This window comes from Trueperaceae bacterium, from assembly GCA_002707365.1.
In the GTDB taxonomy this organism is placed as follows: domain Bacteria; phylum Deinococcota; class Deinococci; order Deinococcales; family Trueperaceae; genus UBA6957.
The window spans coordinates 61628-85184 of the sequence record PAMQ01000017.1; the positions used below are offsets into that span (position 1 = coordinate 61628).

Below are 23557 nucleotides of genomic sequence, written 5' to 3' on the forward strand. Positions count from 1 at the left end.
AACTTACGGAACCAAATGGCAGAGGAGGAACGATGACCATCAGGATTAATCCAGATCTTTCCGAAATACTGGGTGGAGCTGGTGATGCAGAGACCACTCGCATTGTCGGTGGTGGGCCAATAGGTAAATTGCCGCTTACCCCAGAAATGTTGCGGCAGGAGCCGAGTGGAAACTTATTCGGCCTCACCCAGAATGCCGGTATGGGTTGGGAGCCTTCTGAGGTAGCAAGAGGCCAGGTGCTCATAGTCAGTACTCAAGGGGGGCTTCGTGCAGAAGACGGTAGTCCGGTTGCGCTTGGGTACCATACGGGACACTGGGAAATTGGTCTAATGGTCAAACAGGCTGCCGAAACCCTTCGTGAACGGGGGGCATTGCCCTTTGCAGCTTACTGCAGCGATCCGTGTGATGGCCGTAGCCAAGGGACGACTGGAATGTTCGATAGCTTGCCATACCGAAATGACGCAGCTACTGTACTTAGACGCCTCATCCGTTCATTACCTACACGCGCTGCTGTAATGGGAGTCGCCACTTGTGACAAAGGCCTCCCTGCGACTTTACAGGCCTTAGCCGGTAGTAGCGGACTACCTGCAATTGCAGTTCCTGGGGGCGTGACTTTGCCGACCGTTGGCGGCGAAGATGCTGCACAGGTACAGACATTGGGAGCTCGTTTTTCTCACGAACTGATCGATATTGAATACGCTGCTGAAATGGGTTGCAAGGCGTGCGGGTCCAGTGGCGGGGGCTGCCAATTTCTCGGCACTGCAGCGACTGCTCAGGTCATTGCAGAGGCTCTAGGTATGGCTCTTCCTCATAGTGCCCTAAGCCCTTCTGGTGAACCAATTTGGTTAGATCTAGCTCATCGTTCAGCGCTGGCACTTCTACGCCTTACATCCCTCGAAACGCCTCTGTCCATGATATTGACTGAAGCTGCTGTCGATAATGCGTTACTTGTCCACGCTGCTTTCGGAGGATCCACTAACCTCTTACTACATATTCCCGCTATTGCTCATGCTGCTGGTCTCAGACCACCCACCGTTAGGGAATGGAATCAGGCCAATCGAGCAACCCCGCGTTTGGTAGACGCCTTGCCTAACGGACCTCGTAATCACCCAACTGTCCAGGTGTTCATGGCTGGTGGTGTGCCCGAGGTGATGCTTCACTTAAGGAATATGGGGCTTCTTGATACTCAGGTAAAAACGGTGACCGGGGAGACTTTAGCTAGCAACCTAGATTGGTGGGAATCAAGTGAACGCCGTGTAGCTGTACGGAATCGAATTGAACAAGCGGGTATTAATGTCGATCAGATCATTATGGATGCTGATACCGCTCGTTCCGCAGGATTGACAAGCACAGTCCTCTTTCCAGTAGGTAATCTTGCTCCGGAAGGTTCAGTGATAAAGGCTACAGCCATTGACCCTTCATTAGTTGGCAACGATGACGTGTATCGGCACAGTGGTTCTGCAAGGGTGTTTGTGGATGAGTCCGATGCTATTGAGGCGGTTAAGGGTGGAGGCGAAAGACCTATAGAGGTAGGTGAAGTACTAGTTCTCATAGGTGCAGGACCGTCCGGTACTGGGATGGAAGAAACAGCGCAACTCACGAGCGCCCTTAAATACTTACCGTGGGGAAAGCACATTCCGATACTTACTGATGCCCGTTTTTCTGGATTGTCGACTGGCGCCTGCATAGGTCATGTAGGACCTGAGGCCCTAGCAGGAGGACCAATTGGGTGTCTTCGTGACGGTGACCAAATAGAGATCATAATCGATCGCCATAATTTAGTAGGAACGATAGATTTGGTTGGCACTGCTGAAGGAACGCTAGGGTCTCAGGAAGCTACTGCTCTTCTAGCCTCTCGATCACCACATCCGGCGCTCAGTCCACACCCAGATCTACCGGATGACACTAGATTATGGGCGGCTCTGCAGCGTGTCAGTGGAGGTACATGGGCTGGATGTATCTATGATGTAGATAGGATAGTCGAAGTCCTTGATGCGGGTTTAGCAGCCTTGAATGGCCAAGAACCGTGGAAGAGTGAGGAATTTAGTGAACAATAATTAGTTAAACTAAAGCATTGGGGGCAAACTAGATATGGTGAGGCCTAATTATAGGCAATTCGTCTTAGAGGAGGGCTGTTGAGTTGAGTCCTAATTTTATTGATGGCACCACTGTAAACGAAAATGGGAGTATTGGAGGCTTCTACCGAGAAAACGGATATGTCGTGGTTCCCGATGCTCTGGGTCGAGCTGAAATTGATGAACTAATTGCTGAAACGCTACTTATTTGTCGTGGGGAACGGGGGGAGATAAATCGCCTCCAGCCTTCAGTCCCTGAAGAGGAGGATGCGGAGGTTCTTAAGAGAACGCTTTGTGTTCACTTTCCTCACAAGATTTCAGCTGTTATGCGCCGCTACTTGGCTCACCCAAATATGGTCAAAGTGCTTACAGAAATTATTGGGCTTAATGTCAAAGCTATGCAATCAATGCTGTTTATTAAGGCCAGTGGCAAGCCAGGCCAAGCATGGCACCAGGATGAGGCATTTATTCCTACTCGAGATCGTTCACTAACCGGTGGTTGGATAGCTCTCGATGATGCCACGTTAGAAAGTGGTTGCCTTTGGGTGATTCCAGGGTCTCATAAACTAGGTACGTTATGGCCGACACAGGTGCAGAACGATGACCGATTTGACTGTACGGCCGAGTCAACAGGATTCCCGTATTCCGATTCCGATGCAATACCCGTACAGGTCAAAGCTGGCGCCATTGTCTTTTTCAACGGGTACCTTCTGCACCGGTCGTTTCCTAACAAGTCCCATGGAAACTATCGGCGAGTGCTAGTAAACCACTATATGAATGCAGCGTCGTTGCTTCCCTGGCAGAAACCGCAGGAAGAAGAAGGAATGGGAAGTCTAGACTATCGAGATATTGTGATGGTAAGCGGTAAGGATCCGTACGCGTGGAAGGGAACAAAGAACATCGCTGAACCATCCGTACGCCCGTCTGGCGAAGGAGGTTGCGAAAAATGGGGTTCAAAAGAGTAAGATGACAACGGTAAATTCCCTTACCTCTTATTACGAAAAACATTTCGGCGTGGGTTTTATGTACCTTGTGTCCTAATAACGGCTCCAACTAAAGGTTAGATGAAAGGGTGGAAGTTGACAGATCTTAACCAAGCATTTTTTGAAATGGATGTGCATGGGTTTACTTTGCTCGAAGATGTTTTAACCGATGACCAAGTTACCAAGATGCGTGAGGTACTTATGGATCTCGACGCTAAAATCGGTGAAGAACAACGCTTTTTAGGAAGCGCTGGTCACGTTTCTAATCTGCCGGCCCTTGATCGTATCTACCATTCGATAATTGATCACGCTCGTACGTTGCCTGTCATTGAGCATGTCCTTGGGGAATCAATTGTGCTGGGTAGTTTGAATGCCCGGGTAGTGCGACCCGGAGATCCAGAACAAGGGCTTCACAGTGATATAAGAGCTGATCTTCTCAATTCGAACTCACCCGTAATGGTTAACACAGTGTGGTTGCTTGACGATTTTACTTTCGAGAATGGGGGAACTCGTATCGTTCCTGGTTCCCACCAGAGTGGTCTGGCCGGCCCACCCGATGGGATGATAGTTAAGCACGTTCATCATCTGGTCGCCCCAGCTGGAAGTGTATTGGTCTTTAATGGTCAGTGTTGGCACGGTGGAGGCGCAAATACTACCAACGAGAGGCGACACGCTCTTTTTGGGCATTACCGAAAAAACACGTTATTGTTTCAAAACGATCCACATGACGGCTTTAACCCTGATTGGCATCAAAGTCTATCGCTCAGACAGCGACAGTTGCTTAGGATGGAGGGCGGTGTCGGTACTCCGCACGCGTCTGATGCTCAGCTAAGAGCATCTTTCTCTCAAGGCAATATCCCAAAAGGGGAATGATTGGAATCCATCACAATCTACTCTGGTATTGTGCTTATCAACATACTTTCGGTAACCTTGTGGCGTTAAGAAAATTCACAGATCTACAAAGAGATTAAGAGTGAATTAATTAAGTGTAGTTACGATGCGGCAGTACCTAAAGGTTTTGATGTAGGTGCTAAGCGGATCACTCCAATATAGAGTAAGTTTTGACAGTGCAATTAAGCATTATAGGTACGTGATGAGACTTTTCCGCCTCGTCCAGTCCAGTTAGTGTGATGGAACTCTCCCCGCGGATGGTCAACCCTTTCATAAGTATGGGCCCCAAAGTAGTCTCGTTGGGCCTGGAGAAGATTCGCTGGCAGTTCGGCGTGACGATAACCATCAAAAAACGCTAGAGCTGCTCCCATAGCTGGTGTTGGTATCCCTGCCTGGACCGCAGTAGACACCGTACGCCTCCAAGACCCCTGAGAAGATTCGATTTCATCACGAAAGAAGTCATCAAGTAAAAGGTTTTTTAGGGCTTGGTTTTTGCTGTAAGCAGAGCGGATGTCTTTGAGAAAACTGGATCTGATGATGCAACCACCGCGCCACATTTGTGCTATGCCACCGTAATTGAGCTCCCAGTCGTATTGCTCAGCGGCAGCCCGTATGAGCATGTATCCCTGAGCGTAAGAGCATATTTTAGAAGCGTATAGTGCTTGCTCCAGGTCTTCAATGACCTTAGCCCGATCCAGTTTTGGGGAGACTGAAGGTCCTTTAAGGACCTGTGAGGCCTCTTCACGTTCAGCCTTGATAGAGGAAAGAAAACGAGAAAAGACAGCCTCACCAATGAGCGTAAGAGGGATACCCAGTTCTAAAGCATTGACAGCTGTCCATTTACCAGTTCCTTTTTGGCCTGCAACGTCAAGAATCTTTTCTACTAGAGGTTCCCCATCAGAATCTTTAACAGTGAATATTTCAGCTGTAATATCGATCAAGTAAGAATCAAGTTTGCCTGACCGCCAACCGGAAAATACTTCTCCGATTTCCTCGGCTTGCATCCCGAGGCCAGATTTCATTAAGTGATAGGCTTCAGTGATGAGCTGCATATCACCATATTCAATGCCGTTATGAACCATTTTTACGAAATGTCCTGCCCCACCATCACCAACCCAATCGCAACAAGGGGTACCGTCTACTTGGGCGGCGATACTTTGAAAAATGGGCCCAATGTGTTCCCAAGCTTGGTGAGAACCACCTGGCATTATTGAAGGTCCAGTCCGGGCGCCTTCTTCTCCTCCTGAAACTCCGGTACCGACAAATAAGAGTCCTCGAGACTCGAGATTTTCTGCTCGTCGTACTGAATCAGGATAGTTAGTGTTTCCGCCATCGATTACGATATCTCCAGCCTCAAGGTACGGCAATAGAGAATCAATAACTTTGTCGACTGCAGGTCCCGCCTGAACCATTAGCATGATCTTGCGGGGTCGCTTTAAATTTACAACGAGATCTTCTAGCGAATCGAAACCAACTACTGACGTTCCTTTGGCTGGGCCCTCAATAAATTCGGTCGTTACACTAGTCGTTCGGTTATAAACTCCAACTGTGAAGTTATGGTCGTTCATATTGAGGACCAAATTTTGGCCCATAACGGCGAGGCCAACAAGGCCAATATCAAGGTTCGGGGTGTCCATTAAGCTCTCCTCTTCCATCGGTATGCCTGGAGCAGTTGTAATCAGCCGCCTTTGCTCTAGTTAAAACCTTTCTTCCACTCTGCGTGTGAGGACCAAGGCCTAAGGACTAACATAAGCCGATTGGAGCAGAAGAATTCGCCGAATTTAAGGCGGCTTGCATCAATACTGCCGCCCTAGTCTAACATCGGAACCGCCAATAAATCATAAAGCTTCATTACCTTAATCACCTTAATCTTCGTGATTCAAATCGGTTAGGATGCTGGTTCGTTACTCCACCGATTGTCTTGGCTGTGGAATGGAAAAGTGATCCAAAGAACGGAGGGTCTTGGTTTTGTGCACAGGGAACTAAACCGAGTCATCCTAACGCCTATCAAAAAATATTTTCCCAACTCCTTTTAGAGCGCTATGGTCTATGTCAGCAGCTTGTTTAATTGCTTTGAGGGAAGGAACGCTGTGCAATGTATCGGAGAGGCCAGAAAGATATAGTTCGTAAGACTTTGCTATTTGCCCCCCAAGAATGATGCTTTCGGCACCAAAAGGAATAATGTGGCGTTCCAGGAGTACGTTACCAATTATTGTAGCCACTTCTCTGAAAACCCCTCTAGCTGTATTATCTCCAGCAAAGGCTTTATTGGCGATATCTACGACTTCAAGGCTTTCGCCTCTGCGTTCCCGATAAAGCTTCATAATGTGAGAATTTGAAGTGTAGTGATCCACGAGACCGTCGCGGTACGGTTGTCCCGCAACCCAACCAAGCCTAGGTACTCCTGGGCCTTTTTCAACAACCTCTCCATCCACAATAAATGCGCTACCGAGGCCGGTTCCCAATGTTAGGACAATCGTTCGGCGATAATCGCGGGCAGCACCACACCAAGCTTCGCCCCGGGCAAAGCTCGCAGCATCAGGATCAAAAATCATCGGGATATTGACATGAAGATTGAGGCGTTCACGGAGTTCTTTCTGAATGTTAACCCCGTAAATAGCTTCGTACTTGTTCAAGCCCCTAATTCGACTGATTCCTTCCTTGTAATTCAAAGGGCCGCAGATGGAAATGCCGATTCCTAAAATATCTAGGTTGTTGAGTCGCGCAAACGAAAGAGCAGAATCTAGTATCGCTGCGAAGGTTGTAACTATGATTTCGGCAGGTCCGGTGGAATCAATTTCGCAGTGATTAAGAGAGTCAGGTAGGACAAAACCGGAGTTGTCGACTATAGCTGAGGCCAAAGAGGTCCCACCTACGTCCATAACCGCAGCGTAATCAACGCGAGTACTCACAGCTCAGCTTTCTGAATCCAGTGTTTTTGAGTGCGCAATGCCATGGATGTTTTACCTAACTTTTGTGGGTGTCCAGAATTTCATAAGGCTTTCCGATGTTTTGAAACAGGCCTCTTCGGGGCTCATCTTAAAAAGCTCACTCTTGAAAGGTTCGACGCCTATGGGCCCATTAAAGCCGAGGTCCTTTAGGGTGCCAAGGAAACTAGAAATCGGGATTACACCTGTAGCACCAGGCAGATCGCGAACACCGTCAAGCTGGTCAGCTACTGGGCAATCAGGAGCATCGTTTATGTGCACTTCAACAACCTCTTCAAGATTGAGTTTAGCAATGTCGCCTATGGTTTCCTTAGCCGTATACCAGTGGAAGCAGTCGAGTAGCAAACCGGTATTCTGACCCACCGCTTTAGTTAGCTCTTTCATCTCTATCATCGTGTGGATAAAAGGGTAGCGCATGGCCGACCACATTGTTTTGGGTCCCACGTATTCGAGGCCGAGTCGCAATCCATGATCGTTAAGTATTTCCGCAACAGGCTTGAGCCGTCGTACATGAAGATCAAAATTCTGCCGATACGTGAGGTCATCAGAGGAAGGCAGGACGTAGGTTGAAGTACGCGATATACCTAAACTCGCAGCTAACGCGGCTAGTTCGGGTAGCTCAGAAAGGTCTTCGCTATAGGCTGATTGACTGACACGAAAATCCACTGGTAGCGTAAAAGAGGAAAGCTTTAGTTTGCATTCGTTAGCAAAGTCTGTGACCTTATTAACATCCAGCTCGGAAGCCTCCCTAATATCAATATGGCAAGCCTCAAAACCATGCTCCGATGCGAGGCGCAGTGTCGCTAAAAGGGGTTCAGAAATACCGATTGCCCGAGGTAGTAGTGTTGTGTACATAAAAATCCCCTTGTGATTACTGGCATTGAAGGCTACTTATCTTCAAGTTCGGCCCATACACTCGTCAATCCTACCTGCCCGTAAAGTTAAAATGTTGGAATTGGTAATGTTCCATATAGAAACACTATGATTCTGATGAGCTTTTTCAAGTCATTTGATTTATGGTTCGGTGGTTCACAAGTTGGGGTACAGAAAAATCTTAGAAAGTATCAGTACGGCAAAATATCAGAATGGGGCGTCAAGTTATGAGCGAAACTCTTAAGGTAGGGGTCATAGGTGTAGGTGGGATCAATCGTTCTCATATGCCAGGCTGGGAAGCTTCTGATCACGCTGAAGTTATCGCTGGAGCCGACATTAACGAGGAGGCTTTAAAGCAATGGGGCGCGAAACACAACATTAACCAGCTTACAACCAATCCACAGGAAATCTTTGATAATCCTGATATCGATATTATTGATGTCTGCACCCCGAACATGTATCACATGCCAATTACAGTTAGTGCTCTAAACGCAGGAAAGCACGTAATTTGTGAAAAGCCCCTAGCTCCCACTACAGACGATATCCGTACAATGATTAAGGCACGTGATCGCTCTGGAAAACAACTAATGACCGCTCAGCACTGGCGCTTTGCTGGTACCTCGCAAGCTATTAAACGTGAAGCTGATAGTGGTGTTTTGGGCGATGTGTACCATGCCCGCGCTTGGATGCTTCGTCGTAACCACTTCATTCCCACACCTACTTTTATTCACAAGCAGCATTCTGGTGGAGGAGCCTGCATTGACATTGGTGTACACGTTCTTGATCTCACTCTGTGGTTAATGGGTAATCCTCAACCGGTTGCAGTGAGTGGTGTCGCTCGTACGGAGTTAGCGATGAAGGACGGACAGTTCACTCCCTGGCGTCCTGGAGTAGAAATCCCTAAAACATGGGATGTTGAGGAATTCGCGTCTGCTTTTGTCCGTTTTGAAAATGGTGCGACGTTAATTCTAGAAGTGAGCTGGTTATTGCATCATGATACGCAAGGGGACGATATGCAGGTGTGGCTTTATGGTTCTGAAGGAGGATGCCATTGGCCCAGTGCGAAGTTTCTCAATAGTAATTACCAAACTAAAGAACTCTACAAACGTTATCTAGGTATGACAGCTGATCTTATGGAACCCCATGCACTAGAATGCGTCGAGTTCGCCAAGGCGATTGCGGAAGGTAGGCCATCACCAGTCCCAGCTGAACAATCGCTACAAGTACAAAGTATTTTGAACGGTATTTACGAGAGCCAGAAAAAAGGTCGGGAGATCCGATTAGATATCTAGGTCAGGAGGGGAGAAAAAAATATGAAGACAAGGACAGCTGCGGTACCAATTGGGGTAAGGCGTACTAATTTAGAAGCTTGGCAAAGAAATATTCACGACCTCATCGACTGGTTAAACAGTGTGGAAATCAATGTGGTTGACCTTGGTCCTGACGGCGACAAAATTGCTGAGGTAGTTTCTTTGGCGGGGCTGCAAGTTGGCTCGGCAGACCTTCCCGATCCAGAGGGCTTAATTTCTCCAGATTTAGAGACGAGGCAGCAAGCCTTAACCGTAAATACTAAATACGTACAAGAATGCTCCGAGTTTGGGGTGGAAAACTTTTTTGTTCTGATGAAGCCAGAAGACCCAATGTGCTCTAGGGATCAGAACTTCGGGTACATGGTTGAATCATTTACCGAACTTACCCCTGTTCTGGAAAAAACAAGTTCCAGGATCGTGATAGAAGGATGGCCTGGACCTGGGGTTCTCGTCTCTACTCCAGAGACGTACCGGGCTTTCTTTAATGAGTGCCCGTCACCCAACATTGGCGTTAACTACGACCCATCTCACTTGATTCGCATGGGCATAGATCACATCCGTTTTCTGGAAGAGTTCATCGACCGCATCTATCACGTACATGGTAAAGACACGGAGATTTCTAATGAACGTCTCTATACTTACGGCAATGAAGTGCCAACAACTTTTACTACACGTGACTATGGCGGACCGCATTGGCGTTACACTATTCCCGGACACGGCGAGGCGCGTTGGGTCCGAATTCTAGAGATCCTAAAAGCATCCAGGTACAAAGGTTACATTTCTATAGAGCTTGAGGACACTAACTATAACGGTTCTGAGGAAGGCGAAAAAGCCGGGCTGATCAACAGTGCTACTTTCCTCGCCAGCTGTTGAGCGTGTCTTTGCCCTCAGTTAGTTCTAGGTCGATCTTTGACTAAGCCACCACCTGTTTTCAGCTAAGTGACGTACACTGTGGTTCATGACCAGACCGACCATAGGTCTCCTTCATCCGGGTTCAATGGGATCCTCTATAGGTAGAGCAGCTACGACAGGGGGACTAGATGTCCTTTGGGCCTCTGAACATAGGTCAAGAGAGACATGTGAAAGAGCAGAAAAAGACGGCCTGAGCGACGTTATTAAGGTGGTTAAATTAGCCCGCACGTCCGATATTGTGCTTTCCGTCTGCCCGCCTCATGCGGCTATTGATGTGGCTGAAACAGTCATCCAAGCAGGGTTTAAAGGCATCTATGCGGATCTTAACGCACTTTCTCCAGAAACCGCTCGGGGAGTTTCTCAAATCATTATGGAGTCAGGCGCGGACTATGTCGATGGAAGCATAATCGGGCCTCCAGCCAGAAGCGAGGGAAGCACTCGTTTATACCTGTCGGGGTTCCGGGCACAAGAACTCAACAGTCTCTTCGCAGGTTCGCCCCTTGCTGTCGTCGTTATGAATGGTAATGGAGTAGAAGCATCTGCACTTAAGATGGCGTACGCCTCTTGGACGAAAGGCACGACTGCGCTACTCTTAGCGGTCCGGGCGCTCGCGGTTGCGGAGGGAGTTGAGGACGAATTAATGTCCGAATGGGACGTATCTCAAAAAGGATTACGAGATCGTTCAGAGAAAGCCGCGGAAGGAACTACCGAAAAAGCATGGCGTTTCGTAGGCGAAATGAACGAAATAGCGGCTACTTATGATTCAGCGGGCCTCCCTGATGGATTCCATTGTGCAGCAGCAACTGTTTATGAGCGAATGAGTAAATTCCGGGGGGTAGAAGCAACTATGCAAGAAATCTTAAGCGCCTTATATGAAGAACAAGGCAATGGCTGAGCCTGAACCTTTGAACCCACCAGCACTTTACTGGAGGGTCGGATGAAGGCAATTTATCTTGACGCTCCCGGATCTTTCCGCCTCGCGGAAGTATCAGAGCCAAAAAAGCCCACAACTGGTGAAGTTTTAGTTCGAGTCCTACGGGTAGGAATTTGCGGTACAGATCTTCACGCCTTTCAAGGCAATCAAGCTTTCATAAAATTCCCACTTATTCTTGGCCATGAACTTGCAGTTGAGGTTCTGGAAGTTGACCCTAGCGTGTCCGGACTAAATCCAGGAGATATTTGCACCGTAATGCCATACCTATCGTGCGGGACTTGCATAGCGTGCCGGAGTGGGAAGACCAACTGCTGCGTGACGTTACAGGTCCTCGGTGTTCATTCTGACGGTGGAATGTGTGAGCGGATAGTACTTCCCTCCGACTTGCTTTTCAAGCTTGGTGACATCCCAATTGCTGAGGGGGCTCTTGTAGAAATGCTTTCTATAGGCGCCCACGCTGTAAGCCGCGCAAGCATAGAACCCGACGAAGTTGTGTTAGTCATTGGTCTCGGACCGATTGGATTAGGCACGATTGCTTTTGCTAAAGAACGAGCGGCCAGGGTTGTGGGAGTAGACATTAGTGAGAGTCGCCTAGATTTTGCGCGAAGCCTCGGTTTGGCGGCAGTCATTGACGGCCGTGATTACGCCGAAGGAGGTATTGAAGGGTTGCTGGAGGAGCTTGGCATTAGGGAGTTACCCATTGTCGTTTTTGACGCTACCGGTAATTCTAAATCAATGATGACTGCAATTGATGTTGTCCCTAACGGCGGTAGGTTAGTTTTCGTTGGGCACACCGTCGATCAACTATCGTTCTTTAACCCTGAGCTACATAGGCGAGAGATCACAATCCTTTGTAGTCGAAATGCAAACCGAGGGGATTTCAAAACCGTCCTGGATTTATTACGTGCTAGAGAAATTGAAGTAGGATCTTGGATCACTCATCGAGCATCTCCTGAACAGCTTATAGCTGACTTCTCCACTTGGATTGATCCCGAAGAAGGAGTTGTGAAGGCCATGTTGGAGTTTTGAAATTCTGTAGCTAATTATAAGGGTCTTGGGCAAAGTCATAGTTGTTGCTTCCAAATTAACCAACACACTCAGGAAAACAAGGCTAGGGATTAAAAAATAAATTGTGGAGTCGTTGTTTCGCAATAATCGATAGGAGTAAATCGCATGGTCGAAAAATGGACAGTAGACCAGGTTAATCCGGAGGCAGTAGGAATATCCTCACTAAGGCTCGAGCGAGTTCGCAAGTGGCTTGATTCGCAGGTGAGTTCAGGAAGAGTTCCGGGCGTCAGCGCCCTGATAGCTCGTCGGGGAAGAGTAGCATTCTTTGAAGCTAGTGGGATTGCCGATGTTGATTCTTCAAGGCCTTTTACCCAAGACACTATCGTACGTATCTTCTCAATGACCAAGCCGATCACTTCCGTTGCAGCCATGATGCTTTACGAGGAAGGACTTTTCCAACTAGATGATCCAGTTGGACTCTATTTACCAGAGTTCACCAAAACACGGGTTTGGGCGGGTGGCGATGCGGTTTTGTCACAAACTATACCCACGGAACGACCAATGACAGTGCGTCACCTTTTGACGCATACTTCGGGCCTCACTAAGGGATCAGGAGTAGATCCAACAGGTTTCATGCAAGATAATCCAGTTGCCGAAGAGTACCGTGCTCGCGGAATAAATTTTCATGGAAAGCACGGTACTCTCTCAGAGGTAATATCCAGGCTTCCTGGAATTCCCCTCTTGTGCCAACCAGGCACTGCCTGGAATTATGGCGTCTCCACAGATGTGCTCGGACACCTAATAGAAATTTGGTCAGGACTCTCCCTCGAAGAGTTTTTCCGTGTCCGAATTTTCGAGCCTCTAGGTATGAACGACACGGATTTTCATGTGGAACCTAGTAAACACGATCGTTTTGCAGCTTGTTATCGCCCGCTGGAGGATATCCGGGTTAGTCAGGACGGTACTAAGGATGAATCAACTGCCAACCCTACTGGCTATAGGTTGTTTGACGGTATTAACGATAGTCGTTTCATACGTCCGGCTGGAACGTTCTCGGGCGGTGCTGGGTTAGTTGGTTCAATGCCGGATTACGCTCGCTTCTGCCAAATGTTGCTTAATCGAGGGCAGTTAGATGGCAAAAGGTTATTGAGCCGTCCTACTGTAGAGTACATGTGTACCAACCAGTTGCCGCAGAATCGTGATTTGCCAGCTATGAACCAGGAAGCCTGGAATTCAACTAGTTACGCTGGGATTGGTTTTGGACTTGGTTTTGCTGTGGTAGTAAACCCCGTTAAAGCCCACTTGATTGCTTCGCTTGGTGAGTGCCACTGGGGTGGTTCCGCGAGTACCATGTTTTGGATAGATCCTAAAGAGGATTTATTCGCTATCTTTTTCACGCAATTGCGTCCGTCTAACACTCACCCATTCCGTCGGGAATTTCGTGTTCAGGTGAACCAAGCTTTAATAGATTAATCAGTGGTTTTTGTGGAACCAAACAAATTGCATTGAAGTTAATCAAACATAGGTGAGGGCCCGTGCTTAGGTTACGACAACCCGAAATTCTTATGGAGGAATTTCCAGCATGATGCAGCCTCCTCGTCAAAATTTTGCCAGTTGCATTCAACGGAAATCATTCCGGTGTACTCAGCTAGTTTTAGCTCAGTGTAAAAATCACTCAGTGGCCAATTGCCTAAGCCAGGGGCAACTCTACCTGTGTCAGCAACATGGACGTGTCCCAGCCAATCACCAAGATCACGAAGTGACTTGATTGGTTCTTCTTCGACCTGCATGTGGTAAAAGTCCGCAAGGACCCGTACGGTGAGGCGATTAACTTGTTTAGCTAGTTCTACGCCCTCCACAACAGTGTTGATGATGTTGCTTTCACCTTTGTTCAGCGGCTCAATAACTATTGTTACGCCCGTGCCTTCTGCCGTATCACCAACTAATTGAAAGAAGCTTGTTAGTTGATCGAGGGCCCGCTCATGGGAAAATCCCTCGGGTACATTACGGGCGCCCGCACTACCGATGACGGCTATGCGAGCACCTAGAGAATCAAGGCGACTGACGGCCCTGCAGACGTAAGTAGTTAAACGCTCTTGGTCGATCGTGTTGCCGACGATTTTCAGGTCTTTCGGAAGAAACACATTGAATGCTCTTGTCCGAATTGGTGAGTTGATAAAGCGTTGGTAAATCGGTTCGTAAACGCTGTCGTTTTCGTCTGGAATTAGGGATGTTACCTTAGGCTCAATGTAGTTGAAGCCGGCAGTCTGGACGGTATGGGCTTTCTCAATCGGTGCGCAACATCCCAAAAGCACTAATGTTCTCCTATCTTCAGTCTATACGTGTTTATTTCTTTAACCCCATCGCTTGTAAGTTCCGGTAGCTAATCGCTAGGCTCTCGAAAGGGTCGCGTTGACATATGTCTTGCTCAACCGCGTAAATTTCTGTGCCTGAGGACCGACAAGCATCAAGGATGGCAGGCCAGTTTAAGTTTCCCTCACCCACCTCTGCCATAATCTGCTGCCCATTTTGATGGATAACCATATCTTTCAAGTGAATCACGGGAATCCGGCTAGATAGCGCCTTGATCCAGGCGGCTGGGTCACCACCGCCATGTTGGATCCAATAAGTATCGAGTTCTGAAAATACATACCGGGGGTCTAACTCCTCAAATAGCATTTCGAATAATGAACGTCCATTTACGCGGAGGAACTCGAAACTGTGATTATGGTAGCTGAAGGTAAGGCCAGCTTGGTTTAAGCGAAATCCAATTTCGTTAGCTTCAGTTGCGAAGTTTCGTACTCCGTCCACACCTGATTCGCGAAAGGCACTAGGCATACTTCCAATTGCCACATGACGACAGCCCCATAGTTGGTGTTCGGCTATGACAGCTTGTAAGTCATCCTTGAGGCGTTCATACGAAATGTGGGTAGCGCCACAAGATAGTCCGTGCTCATCAAGCAGGGATTTAACTTCGTGCGGGTCGATGGCTCCAAACTGAGAAATCTGTACTGACTTGTAGCCGATAGCTGCAATCTTTCGGAGTGTTTCAGCTATATCCTTTGGGGTCTGTGTGTAATCACGAACTGTGAAAAGCTGAGCAGCAAGAACTTTATTCGGCATTGGGACTCCCAACCATGCGACTTACGTAAACATAATAAGCGCCAACAGAAAACCCCTAATCGCTAAGAAATTCGGTCACTTGTTTTCCGAGTAAGGCGTCATTGTAGCCCAATCAAACTCGACGCCTAAACGACCCAAAAGATCAACAAGATAGGGGAGATTAACTACTTTTAACTTCAGGAGGCACCTGCCTTTAAAATCTCGCGTGACGAAGGAGTTTGCTTCTCCTCACGGTTACAGTACTAGGCTTTCCTCTCCGAGATTGTCTCTAAGCCATGTTTTTAACGGTACGTCTTCTTCTCTTGGTGATGTGAAAGAGTAGTTGGCGCCTGCTCCTAGTAGTTGCCTGCGGATGGGGTCGCTTCTTTCCATGTAATGGGCGACAGTCATGTCATCCCTTGGTTTTAACCAGCGGTAACTATAGCCGTAGAACAATACCTTACGAGTTATATCTGAAGTGTTGTGTCCACCAGCGTGCCATAACCTACGGTCAAAAAACACTGCAGTTCCGGGAGGAACACGTACAGGTATTGCTCCTTCAGGTTCGCTAACGCCGTCATCTGGCAGTTCAATACTGTTCTTCAAGTGACTTCCTGGAATTACGTGAAAATTACCTCGGTTGGTATCGGTTGTATCAGTAAGGAAAAAACCAACTTTTAGCGACACGCGTGGTCGCGGTGTAGTCTCAAGATCGTTATTGAGTTGTCCTGTGTCTTGATGCCAACCGAGCCTCTTTAATTGAGGTCTTTCTTCTATTGGTACTGGTGGGGTCATGAGCATGTGACTGTGATACAGCTGAATGTGCCAACCAAGAATGCCCCAAACCTTACCAAAGGTCTTAGGGCAATCAAGGAGTTCTAGAAAAGCGGCGTCCCGACCGATGAAATCCATGTACTGTATTTTGGTGTGTGGTTCTAGATTCTGTTCAACTCGACGTTCAGCCTCAAGCCGGTCAACCACTTGGTTAAGATTGTCTACTACTTCTGTTGGGATTGCGTTCGGTACTATGAGGAAGCCGTTCTGTTCGAAGAGTTCCTTTTCCTCCTCGGACAACAGATGATTCAGTATCTCGGGGTTCATAATGCACCTCCCCAGGCTGATTGTGGTTACCACAATTCATATTACCTCTAACCTTTAAAAATATGCACCCTGAATTTGTGTCTAGGCAATTTCACCTGAATCCTTCAACTGCTTTAGTTAGCATCTCAAACTCAACCAGGAACGGCTTCTAACTTCTTTTTAAGGTTGGGATTAGCTAAATACATTTCGAATATGAAGAGTTTATCGACACCCCACGTCCTGATTCGGTAACCTTTGAGCATATGCTAGACATAAGATTCATTCGCGAGAATACTGAGGTCATTCGGAAAGCTATCCTCAACAAGCAGCTGCCCCAGGCGTTAGAACGCTTAGACGCACTCCTGTTAGCAGATGAGGAATTTCGTAGTTTACGTAAGGATTTAGAGGAACTACAAGCCGTGCGTAATCAGCGGAGCAAAGAGATCGGTGAACGTAAAAGATTAGGTGAGAGCGCCGAAAGTCTCATCGAAGATATGGGCAGGGTATCTAGTGACGTTAAGAGGTTAGAGGAAAAATCACGAAGTTTAGAAGAGGCAATCCAAGGGCATCTCCTTGAAATCCCAAATATTCCCCACTCTAGCGTCCCTTATGGGGAAGGTGAACAAGACAACACGGTGGTTAAGGAATGGGGAAAGAAAAGTGATTTCCCCTTCGAAGCAAAACCACATTGGGACTTAGCAGTCCAACGCGGATGGATAGACTTCGAAGCTGGCGTTAAACTCACGGGAGCAGGTTTTCCGGTATTCAAAGGAGACGGAGCGCTCCTCGTTAGGGCACTCAAAACATTTTTTCTAGATTCTCTGGTTTCCGCAGGCTATTTTGAGATTCGCCCACCGATACTGGTTAATGAAGAATCAGCAACAGCGACTGGACAGCTCCCTGACAAAGAAGGACAAATGTACCAGAATACTGATGGTTACTATTTAATCCCAACATCAGAGGTGTCAGTAACTAACTTGCATCGTGACGAAATCCTCAGCCAAACTGATTTGCCAGTACGATACGCAGCATTCACGCCGAACTTTCGTCGTGAGGCTGGGAGTTACGGCAAGGAAGTAAGGGGTTTAAATCGACTTCATCAATTCGACAAGGTAGAGATGGTTCAGTTCGTCAAGCCAGAAGATAGTTATGAGGCTCTCGAAGAGATGGTTGCCTTCGCTGAAAGCTTACTAGAGGCTCTCGAATTACCGTACAGAAGGCTGTTGATGTGTAGTGGGGATATGGGTTTCACGCAAGCCAAAAAATACGATTTAGAAGTGTGGAGTGGTGGACAAAACCGATGGTTAGAAGTTTCTAGTGTAAGTAACATGGAAGCTTTCCAGGCAAGTCGTCTGCAAACTAGATATCGGCCGGATAGCACAGGTAGTAAAGTCAGGCCAGAACTAGTTCACACTCTGAACGGTAGTGCTCTTGCTTTCCCGCGTACCATAGCAGCGATCCTGGAGAAGTTCCAGCAGACTGATGGCCGCGTAGAAATACCTAAAGTGTTACGGCCGATAATGAACAAGTCGTTTATGGATTAGATGAAGCAATTACTTCCACGGCAGACCCCCCCTGGGTGCATCCGCTCTTATAGAAACTTACCAAAAACAATGTTGTTTAGCCAAAAAGAACATCAAGAAATTTGAAAGTTACTAGTGTGGGTAACGAAGGTGGAACGCGCCCATAAGTGGGAGCAGCGTGATCTTCATAACGCTCATGGTAGCCTGACTTGCAGCTTTTTGGTTGAACATTGGGGTTTTATGACATCAAAGAGCGAAACAAGGAGGTCGCCCCATGAGGAACCTATCGGTTTTTGACCTGGCTTATCCGGATGAAGCTAAGCAGCGTGTCATCATTAATACAGATGCAAAGAATGAGGCAGATGATCAATTTGCAATCGTTCACGCATTACTTACGCCCTCTTTTGAACTTCATGGCATTATCCCAGCTCATTACGGGACGGTCAAAACCCCGCATAGTTTGCAGGAAAGTTACGAAGAAACGGTAAAACTTCTTAAGCTAATGGACCTTGAAGATGAAGTGCTAGTCGAAAAGGGTGCTCCTTGTGCTCTGCCAGACGCTGTGACCCCGGTGGCTTCTCCAGGCGCCAATCTGATTATTGAAGAGGCCATTAAGGCCGACTCTAGGACGCTCAATGTTGCCTTTTATGGGCCACTCACTGATATGGCTTCGGCGATCTTGCTTGCACCGGAGATCCAGGAACGACATGTTCGGGTAATTTGGATTGGTGGTGGCCCCTGGCCTAATGGAGGCCCAGAGTTTAACCTTTCGAACGACATTAACGCCGCCAATGTGGTGATGCAGTCGAAGATCGAACTGTGGCAGGTTCCCCGAAGTGTTTACCAAACTATGGGCGTTACCCATGCCGAACTAATTGAGAAGGTCTACCCTCACGGCAAGATAGGTGAGTATCTTGTCGAGCAGCTATTGGAATTCAATGCGAAGGCAAATCCGCATATGGAGTATCGCTCCCTGGGTGATTCACCTTGCGTTGGCATCATATTAGACCCCAACTGTGGCCAGTGGTCATGGTGCCCCGCACCGATATTCGACCCACAGATGCACTACATTCACACTGGAAAGCACCGGCCTATTAAGGTTTATCGAACAGTGAACACCCGGTTTATTCACGAAGATTTGTTCGCGAAACTTGCGCAGCGTCACCGTCTTAGTCAGGTCGACAGAGATTGAGGAGATTGAGTCTCTTGTAGTCAAGCATCTCTAACCTCTAGGGCCTCAAGCCTTTCGTTCATCTCTTCAAGCACTAGAAGAATGTCAAGAAAAAAGGGTTAGTTGTTAGCCTCAGGTTCCATTGCGTACTCTTTGTCCCCAGATTGAGGCTCTGGTTACAGTTATTTGTCCAAAATGGATTTGTGCTTACATTTCGTTTGTGTGCGGGCATATTGTGCCTCCCCGTGATTGGTTCGGAGATGAATAGCGATGAAGGCGGAAGTCCAATTGACTGACACCATCTACGAGTAAATCCGCCTCCATCAAATGGTCCCATTGGCGCAGGTGTTCCAGTGCACCTGCGCCTCCCTGGTTTACCTGTGGCAGTGCAAGTGCAGTGGGGTGTAGGGTTTTGTAGCTTCGCTCTTAGAAAAACTCTTTCTTGGTTAACCGCGAAAAAGCCTGCATTAACTTGCACGTGCACCAACTCTTGTCTGCACCCTCAACAAGTACCAGAAGAATGTCAAGAAAACGGGTTAGTCGTCAGCCCGGAACTACCTCTTCTACTTTAGTTACCACTTCCACTAAGGCAGGTTTGCCTTCTCGATTGGCGTCCAAAGAACGCTGGAAAGCTGAAGAAAGGTCGTTCGGTGTTTCAACGCGCTCGGCATGAGCACCTAAGCCTTCAGCAACCTGAGCGTAATTTCCCCCCAAAGCATTGCTGGCATAACGGGTTGTTGCAGTTGGCATGTGTGAATCGTATTTAGTCATAACGCCGTTATTAAGAACTACAGTAATAATGGGGATCTCTTCACGTACAGCAGTCTCCAAATCCATGCCGCCCATACCAAACGCAGCATCACCCATGACATTCACCACGGTTTTTTGTGGAGCTGCAAGTTTCGCCCCGATAGCCAAACCCATGCCATACCCTAACTGAGTAGATTTACCCCAGCCGAGGTAACCCCGCGGGGTATTTGTATTCCAAGTTGGGACTAATTGGTCACGCGGGTAGCCAGAGTCATGCGTGATGATCGTGTTGCTAGTACCGCAGGCCGCCTTTATTTCCTGGAAAACCCGGTAGGGACTGATAGGTACTTCTTCACTATTGAATCGAGAATTCCAGTCCTCCTGAAACTTTTGCTGCAGGGTTGCTAGGCGTCCCACCACATCACGATTATCAGGTGCACCTTCATCTCCGAGATGGTTTTTAACTTCTTCAATCATTTGGCGTAGAACAAGTTTAGCGTCACCTACCGCTGCATAAGCAACTTCGTAATCTTTCCCAATGTCCTCCGGACAGTTAGTCACTTGAGCCAAAACTACCCCGTCAGGCATAGGGGTAGTAAACGTATTACGAGTAAAGCTAGTGCCAACTCCCAGGCCGAAGTCCATTTGCCCTAAGAAGTGACTTACTGCTGGTGTGCAACTGTGACCACCCGTTCCTAAGGAGAGAGCATGATCTTCGGGAAAAGCACTCTTTCCCGCAAGGGTAGTCATTACCGGGGTGTTTGTAAGTTCTGCAAATTCAATTAATTCAGGTGTAGCTTGAGCGTAGAGAATCCCCTGACCAGCTACTATTACTGGTTCCTTCGCATCCAACAATGCCCCAACGACTCCTTCTATGTCTTTTGGTGATGCCATTGAAAGATGATGTTGGACTGGATAGTACGAGAAATCCTCTTCTGGAAAATCTTGTGTCATGACATCGACAGGCATTTCAAGAAGAACCGGACCAGGATTTCCACTCCGCATCCTAGTGATAGCAGTTCGCATCAGAGTTGGGATGTCCTGAATCCTATGAATACGGGCTGCCCATTTTGTAATGGGCGTATATGTTGTAACTGCATCAAAGGTTGGGTTTATTCCTAATCGAGGTAAGCGTTCTCCGCCAGGTAGATGAAGCATAGGTACTGAATCAGCATAGGCTTGAGCTACGCCAGCAAACGCATTTTCTGAACCGGGTCCTTGCTGCATTGTGAACACACCGAAATTACGACCGTTACTAACACGGCTGAAACCATCTGCGATGTTCACTCCTGCGCGCTCCTGGCGGCAGATTATAGGGCGGATTCCAATCTTAGCTGCTGCATCGATCAGTGTCTGGTGGGGAAAAGCAGCGAGAAACTCGACCCCTTCGGCTTGTAGTACTCGCGCCATAACATCGTAACCATTCATGTTTTCTAGTTTATCAAGCTAACGCAGGATCCTCTGGTCGCTAAGGTCCTTGCCGCCAATAGTACGAGTTAAGCTTGAACCCCGGTATTCAAGGATGTCCAAGTCATAAAAGGCGTTGATGATGTTGTATTGCGTTGGTACGTCTTCCCATCGGGCTTGATGGAAAGCAACACTACCATCACCCACAGCCCTGTATTTCGTGATTGCGTTGGAATTTCCTGCTGGAGTTAAGCACGCGTATTCAATATCGGCGGTGCCCCACTCGCCAGTTCGGGGCATGTACTTGTAGTGTAATAAACCGTCGATGTTGCTAACAGAATTGCTGGTTCCACCAAGTTCCTGTTCAGTCAAGTTGAATGCCTTGAGGTTAAGGAAACGGAAACCCATCCAGCTGGCAGTGGCATGATGCTCTCCGGACAGAACATTTGGTTCTGGAAGTTCGCAGTAGATTTTTGAAAACCCAAGTTCTTCTCGGCCAGTGATAATCGGGTCTGTGAGGTTTTCCCACAATACTGTGAGAAACGGACCTCTAGCTGTATCTTGTTCGCCTTGGAAGATTGCAGGGAAGGTAACGCCAAGGGTGTTATAGCCCCGTCCTGCCAGCCACTTGATTTCAGTCATGTACGAGGCAGTGACGGTTACTACCGGTTCCCCTGCGAGAGAGAATCCTTCTGGTAAGAATCGTTCGAGTTTTTCTGGGTCGGTAATAAAACTAACTGAAATACTGGTACTTTTGGGGCTGTCGGCACCATCGAACGTACGCCCGTCCGGTCCGCGACGGGGTCCAGTGCGCGGACCAAAGTGAATTGGCATGCGGTACATATTGGGAGCTTTTCGGTTTCCTGCCATCAGATTATCCGTACCTTTCTTTCAAGTGTAGGCGTAAGCTTAGTACAAGGAATGGAGAATTACTGCTCTTCAATCGTCCGAGGTACCTTAAAGAACCCGTCTTCAAGTTCTACCCCAACTTGTAGGGCCACATTTTGATCTAGGGGAGGTATAGGAATGTCTTCGCGGTACACGTTCTCTGTATGGATTGGACGAGCTAGCTCTTCGACATTTTCAGTATTTAACTCAGAAAGTTGTTCAAAGTAACCTAGAATTGAATTGAGATCAGCCTTCACCTTTTCCATTTCATCCGGCTTTAACTCGAGCCGAGCAAGAGTCATTAGGTGTTGAAGGTCATCGTTGGTAATCACTGACAAGAAGTCTAACACTCACTGTGAGTTATGGAGTTATATAACTATTGTTTTTCTTCTGGACGCCGATTGGTAAAAACAACAACTGCAGTAACAATTAGAGCGACAATTGTTGGTATTCCAACTAGCCAAATAAGCCAGGTTGAGATGGTGCGAGAGGAAGTTGCAGTTGGTGGGAAGACAAAGGTAATAGGTTCGATTGGTTCTCCAGTACCAATTGTTAATTCTAGGGTAGCGCTTGCCTCCTCCTGTCTAAAAGTTTGGTCTCGCAGAAGCAAAGAGTAAACTCCAGGGCTAGTGAAGGTTAATGCCCCAAGATAGATTCCAGGTACTTCGTTTTCGAAAAGTTCAATAGCGATTGTGTCATTAGAAACGGATGATGTTAATTCTGCTTTTAGGATGGCATCTTCTATTGGTACGAGGATAGGATCCGTCATGATTACAGTTAAGCGGACCTTTTCATTCAGCACCGGGGGGTTTGGGTCTACAGTAACGTTACCCAGCACCAGAGTGGCGTGGGCAGAAGCAAATTGGGCAGCTAAACCAAAAAAAATAACCATAAGTAAGGTTGCGAGCGATATTGTCCTCATTGCACATCCCTTTCTTCCCACAACCAAGATCTTAACGATTGGTTACTTTCAATAAACTGTTTTGCAACGTCCCGACCTAGGTAACGATAGTGCCATGGTTCGTACATATAGCAGGTTTCTTTTTCCTGACCCTGGTTGTAACTCATGACGAAGCCAAAGCGCCAACTGTTGTTAGTCAACCAAGATCCTTCTGGCGTCATACTCCAATCTGGCACATCCCAAGGAGCTGGGCCTCCAGCAGCACGAAAGTCTATGGTGGTTCCTAGTTGGTGTTCGGAATGACCAGCCCTTGCGCTTGACCGTAGTGCGGATTCTTCGCCTTCCAGGCTAACCCAGTAATCGAAGGTGTTCGCCTGGTATTGATAACTTCGATAGGCTGACTGGACTTCTAATGGGCTCCCAGCCACCTTTGCAGCTTCTAATAGGGCTACTAAATCATCTACGACGAGGCGTCGAACAAAGTGATTGCCTGGCAAACCAATGTCTGACAATGGTGTCAGATCAATGGGTACGTAGTCAACTGAAAGTGAGTAAATTGTGTCTAATAATGTCGATTGCCATGCATCGTATGTAGCGTGGGTAGCTGGTAAGTCGTCATAACGACATTCTGGTAACGAGATTTGGTTATGTTGGTTGCCTAGCACTAACAAGGCTGTAATTACGATTAGGAACACTCTGGAAGCTTACGTGTGGTGGGGCTGTTAGTCAATCTTGTGATTGGTTCCTCTTAATGAAAATTAGGAAAGTATTAGGCATCCCGATTCCCTTTTTCCCAATAAT

At 47.6% G+C, this 23557-nt stretch carries 21 protein-coding genes; 10 read left to right on the forward strand and 11 right to left on the reverse strand.

The window, feature by feature from the left end:
- Window positions 1–32: 32 nt before the first annotated feature.
- The 3 genes from CMO31_08210 (at window position 33) to CMO31_08220 (ending at window position 3931) form a co-directional block, all read left to right on the forward strand.
- Window positions 33–2057, forward strand: coding sequence for a YjhG/YagF family D-xylonate dehydratase (locus CMO31_08210; protein MAZ53976.1), 2025 nt, complete (start codon window positions 33–35; stop codon window positions 2055–2057).
- A gap of 83 nt (window positions 2058–2140) precedes the next feature.
- Window positions 2141–3040, forward strand: coding sequence for a phytanoyl-CoA dioxygenase (locus tag CMO31_08215; protein MAZ53977.1), 900 nt, complete (start codon window positions 2141–2143; stop codon window positions 3038–3040).
- Between the two features lie 99 nt (window positions 3041–3139).
- Window positions 3140–3931 carry a hypothetical protein gene (locus CMO31_08220; protein MAZ53978.1) on the forward strand — a complete coding sequence of 264 codons (792 nt, stop codon included), beginning with the start codon at window positions 3140–3142 and terminating at the stop codon, window positions 3929–3931.
- Between the two features lie 200 nt (window positions 3932–4131).
- Here CMO31_08220 and CMO31_08225 read toward each other — a convergent pair whose 3' ends face one another.
- The 3 genes from CMO31_08225 to CMO31_08235 all read right to left on the reverse strand — a co-directional run bounded on the left by CMO31_08225 (window position 4132) and on the right by CMO31_08235 (window position 7752).
- On the reverse strand, window positions 4132–5586 hold the full coding sequence (locus CMO31_08225; protein ID MAZ53979.1) for a phosphogluconate dehydrogenase (NADP(+)-dependent, decarboxylating): 1455 nt from the start codon (window positions 5584–5586) through the stop codon (window positions 4132–4134).
- A 360-nt stretch (window positions 5587–5946) separates the two neighbouring features.
- Window positions 5947–6861, reverse strand: a complete 915-nt coding sequence (locus CMO31_08230; protein ID MAZ53980.1) for a hypothetical protein — start codon at window positions 6859–6861, stop codon at window positions 5947–5949.
- 51 nt (window positions 6862–6912) lie between these two features.
- Window positions 6913–7752: a hypothetical protein gene (locus CMO31_08235; GenBank protein MAZ53981.1), complete on the reverse strand. Its 840-nt coding sequence runs from the start codon at window positions 7750–7752 to the stop codon at window positions 6913–6915.
- A 245-nt stretch (window positions 7753–7997) separates the two neighbouring features.
- On the opposite strand from CMO31_08235, the gene CMO31_08240 reads away from it, so the two are divergent.
- The 5 genes from CMO31_08240 (at window position 7998) to CMO31_08260 (ending at window position 13407) form a co-directional block, all read left to right on the forward strand.
- Entirely contained in the window at window positions 7998–9062 is a 1065-nt protein-coding gene (locus tag CMO31_08240; protein MAZ53982.1) for an oxidoreductase, read from the forward strand.
- Between the two features lie 21 nt (window positions 9063–9083).
- Window positions 9084–9953 carry a hypothetical protein gene (locus CMO31_08245; GenBank protein ID MAZ53983.1) on the forward strand — a complete coding sequence of 290 codons (870 nt, stop codon included), beginning with the start codon at window positions 9084–9086 and terminating at the stop codon, window positions 9951–9953.
- 85 nt (window positions 9954–10038) lie between these two features.
- Window positions 10039–10887, forward strand: coding sequence for a phosphogluconate dehydrogenase (locus tag CMO31_08250; protein MAZ53984.1), 849 nt, complete (start codon window positions 10039–10041; stop codon window positions 10885–10887).
- 42 nt (window positions 10888–10929) lie between these two features.
- A complete protein-coding gene (locus CMO31_08255) occupies window positions 10930–11955 on the forward strand; it encodes an alcohol dehydrogenase (GenBank protein ID MAZ53985.1) in 1026 nt (341 codons plus the stop codon).
- A 144-nt stretch (window positions 11956–12099) separates the two neighbouring features.
- Entirely contained in the window at window positions 12100–13407 is a 1308-nt protein-coding gene (locus tag CMO31_08260) for a serine hydrolase (protein ID MAZ53986.1), read from the forward strand.
- A gap of 71 nt (window positions 13408–13478) precedes the next feature.
- On the opposite strand, the gene CMO31_08265 is transcribed toward CMO31_08260, so the two are convergent.
- The 3 genes from CMO31_08265 to CMO31_08275 form a co-directional block, all read right to left on the reverse strand.
- A complete protein-coding gene (locus tag CMO31_08265) occupies window positions 13479–14249 on the reverse strand; it encodes a xylose isomerase (GenBank protein ID MAZ53987.1) in 771 nt (256 codons plus the stop codon).
- Between the two features lie 31 nt (window positions 14250–14280).
- Window positions 14281–15057, reverse strand: coding sequence for a xylose isomerase (locus CMO31_08270; protein ID MAZ53988.1), 777 nt, complete (start codon window positions 15055–15057; stop codon window positions 14281–14283).
- A 234-nt stretch (window positions 15058–15291) separates the two neighbouring features.
- On the reverse strand, window positions 15292–16137 hold the full coding sequence (locus CMO31_08275) for a hypothetical protein (protein ID MAZ53989.1): 846 nt from the start codon (window positions 16135–16137) through the stop codon (window positions 15292–15294).
- A 242-nt stretch (window positions 16138–16379) separates the two neighbouring features.
- Here CMO31_08275 and CMO31_08280 point away from each other — a divergent pair, with 242 nt between their 5' ends.
- A complete protein-coding gene (locus CMO31_08280) occupies window positions 16380–17660 on the forward strand; it encodes a serine--tRNA ligase (protein ID MAZ53990.1) in 1281 nt (426 codons plus the stop codon).
- A 253-nt stretch (window positions 17661–17913) separates the two neighbouring features.
- Window positions 17914–18831 carry a nucleoside hydrolase gene (locus tag CMO31_08285; protein MAZ53991.1) on the forward strand — a complete coding sequence of 306 codons (918 nt, stop codon included), beginning with the start codon at window positions 17914–17916 and terminating at the stop codon, window positions 18829–18831.
- A gap of 522 nt (window positions 18832–19353) precedes the next feature.
- Here the strand turns inward: CMO31_08285 and CMO31_08290 are convergent.
- Genes CMO31_08290 through CMO31_08310 form a run of 5 tightly spaced genes read right to left on the reverse strand, consistent with a single transcriptional unit; the run spans window position 19354 to window position 23451 of the window.
- The gene (locus CMO31_08290) at window positions 19354–20988 is read right to left on the reverse strand and encodes a hypothetical protein (GenBank protein ID MAZ53992.1); all 1635 of its coding nucleotides are present in this window, start codon (window positions 20986–20988) and stop codon (window positions 19354–19356) included.
- 18 nt (window positions 20989–21006) lie between these two features.
- On the reverse strand, window positions 21007–21837 hold the full coding sequence (locus CMO31_08295; GenBank protein ID MAZ53993.1) for a hypothetical protein: 831 nt from the start codon (window positions 21835–21837) through the stop codon (window positions 21007–21009).
- Window positions 21838–21896: 59 nt separating this feature from the next.
- Window positions 21897–22187, reverse strand: coding sequence for an Asp-tRNA(Asn)/Glu-tRNA(Gln) amidotransferase GatCAB subunit C (locus tag CMO31_08300; protein ID MAZ53994.1), 291 nt, complete (start codon window positions 22185–22187; stop codon window positions 21897–21899).
- 44 nt (window positions 22188–22231) lie between these two features.
- Window positions 22232–22777 (reverse strand): hypothetical protein, encoded by a 546-nt coding sequence (locus CMO31_08305; GenBank protein MAZ53995.1) that lies wholly within the window; start codon window positions 22775–22777, stop codon window positions 22232–22234.
- On the reverse strand, window positions 22774–23451 hold the full coding sequence (locus CMO31_08310; GenBank protein MAZ53996.1) for a hypothetical protein: 678 nt from the start codon (window positions 23449–23451) through the stop codon (window positions 22774–22776). Before CMO31_08310 ends, CMO31_08305 begins: the two co-directional genes overlap by 4 nt.
- Window positions 23452–23557 lie beyond the last annotated feature (106 nt).

Bases quoted from the DNA above. Each gene is read 5' to 3' on its own strand.
- CMO31_08280 (MAZ53990.1), top strand. From the start codon at position 16,380: ATGCTAGACATAAGATTCATTCGCGAGAATACTGAGGTCATTCGGAAA.
- CMO31_08235 (MAZ53981.1), bottom strand. From the start codon at position 7,752: ATGTACACAACACTACTACCTCGGGCAATCGGTATTTCTGAACCCCTT.
- CMO31_08260 (MAZ53986.1), top strand. From the start codon at position 12,100: ATGGTCGAAAAATGGACAGTAGACCAGGTTAATCCGGAGGCAGTAGGA.
- CMO31_08245 (MAZ53983.1), top strand. From the start codon at position 9,084: ATGAAGACAAGGACAGCTGCGGTACCAATTGGGGTAAGGCGTACTAAT.
- CMO31_08240 (MAZ53982.1), top strand. From the start codon at position 7,998: ATGAGCGAAACTCTTAAGGTAGGGGTCATAGGTGTAGGTGGGATCAAT.
- CMO31_08285 (MAZ53991.1), top strand. From the start codon at position 17,914: ATGAGGAACCTATCGGTTTTTGACCTGGCTTATCCGGATGAAGCTAAG.
- CMO31_08220 (MAZ53978.1), top strand. From the start codon at position 3,140: ATGAAAGGGTGGAAGTTGACAGATCTTAACCAAGCATTTTTTGAAATG.
- CMO31_08225 (MAZ53979.1), bottom strand. From the start codon at position 5,586: ATGGACACCCCGAACCTTGATATTGGCCTTGTTGGCCTCGCCGTTATG.
- CMO31_08295 (MAZ53993.1), bottom strand. From the start codon at position 21,837: ATGGCAGGAAACCGAAAAGCTCCCAATATGTACCGCATGCCAATTCAC.
- CMO31_08270 (MAZ53988.1), bottom strand. From the start codon at position 15,057: ATGCCGAATAAAGTTCTTGCTGCTCAGCTTTTCACAGTTCGTGATTAC.
- CMO31_08305 (MAZ53995.1), bottom strand. From the start codon at position 22,777: ATGAGGACAATATCGCTCGCAACCTTACTTATGGTTATTTTTTTTGGT.
- CMO31_08210 (MAZ53976.1), top strand. From the start codon at position 33: ATGACCATCAGGATTAATCCAGATCTTTCCGAAATACTGGGTGGAGCT.
- CMO31_08250 (MAZ53984.1), top strand. From the start codon at position 10,039: ATGACCAGACCGACCATAGGTCTCCTTCATCCGGGTTCAATGGGATCC.
- CMO31_08255 (MAZ53985.1), top strand. From the start codon at position 10,930: ATGAAGGCAATTTATCTTGACGCTCCCGGATCTTTCCGCCTCGCGGAA.
- CMO31_08290 (MAZ53992.1), bottom strand. From the start codon at position 20,988: ATGAATGGTTACGATGTTATGGCGCGAGTACTACAAGCCGAAGGGGTC.
- CMO31_08275 (MAZ53989.1), bottom strand. From the start codon at position 16,137: ATGAACCCCGAGATACTGAATCATCTGTTGTCCGAGGAGGAAAAGGAA.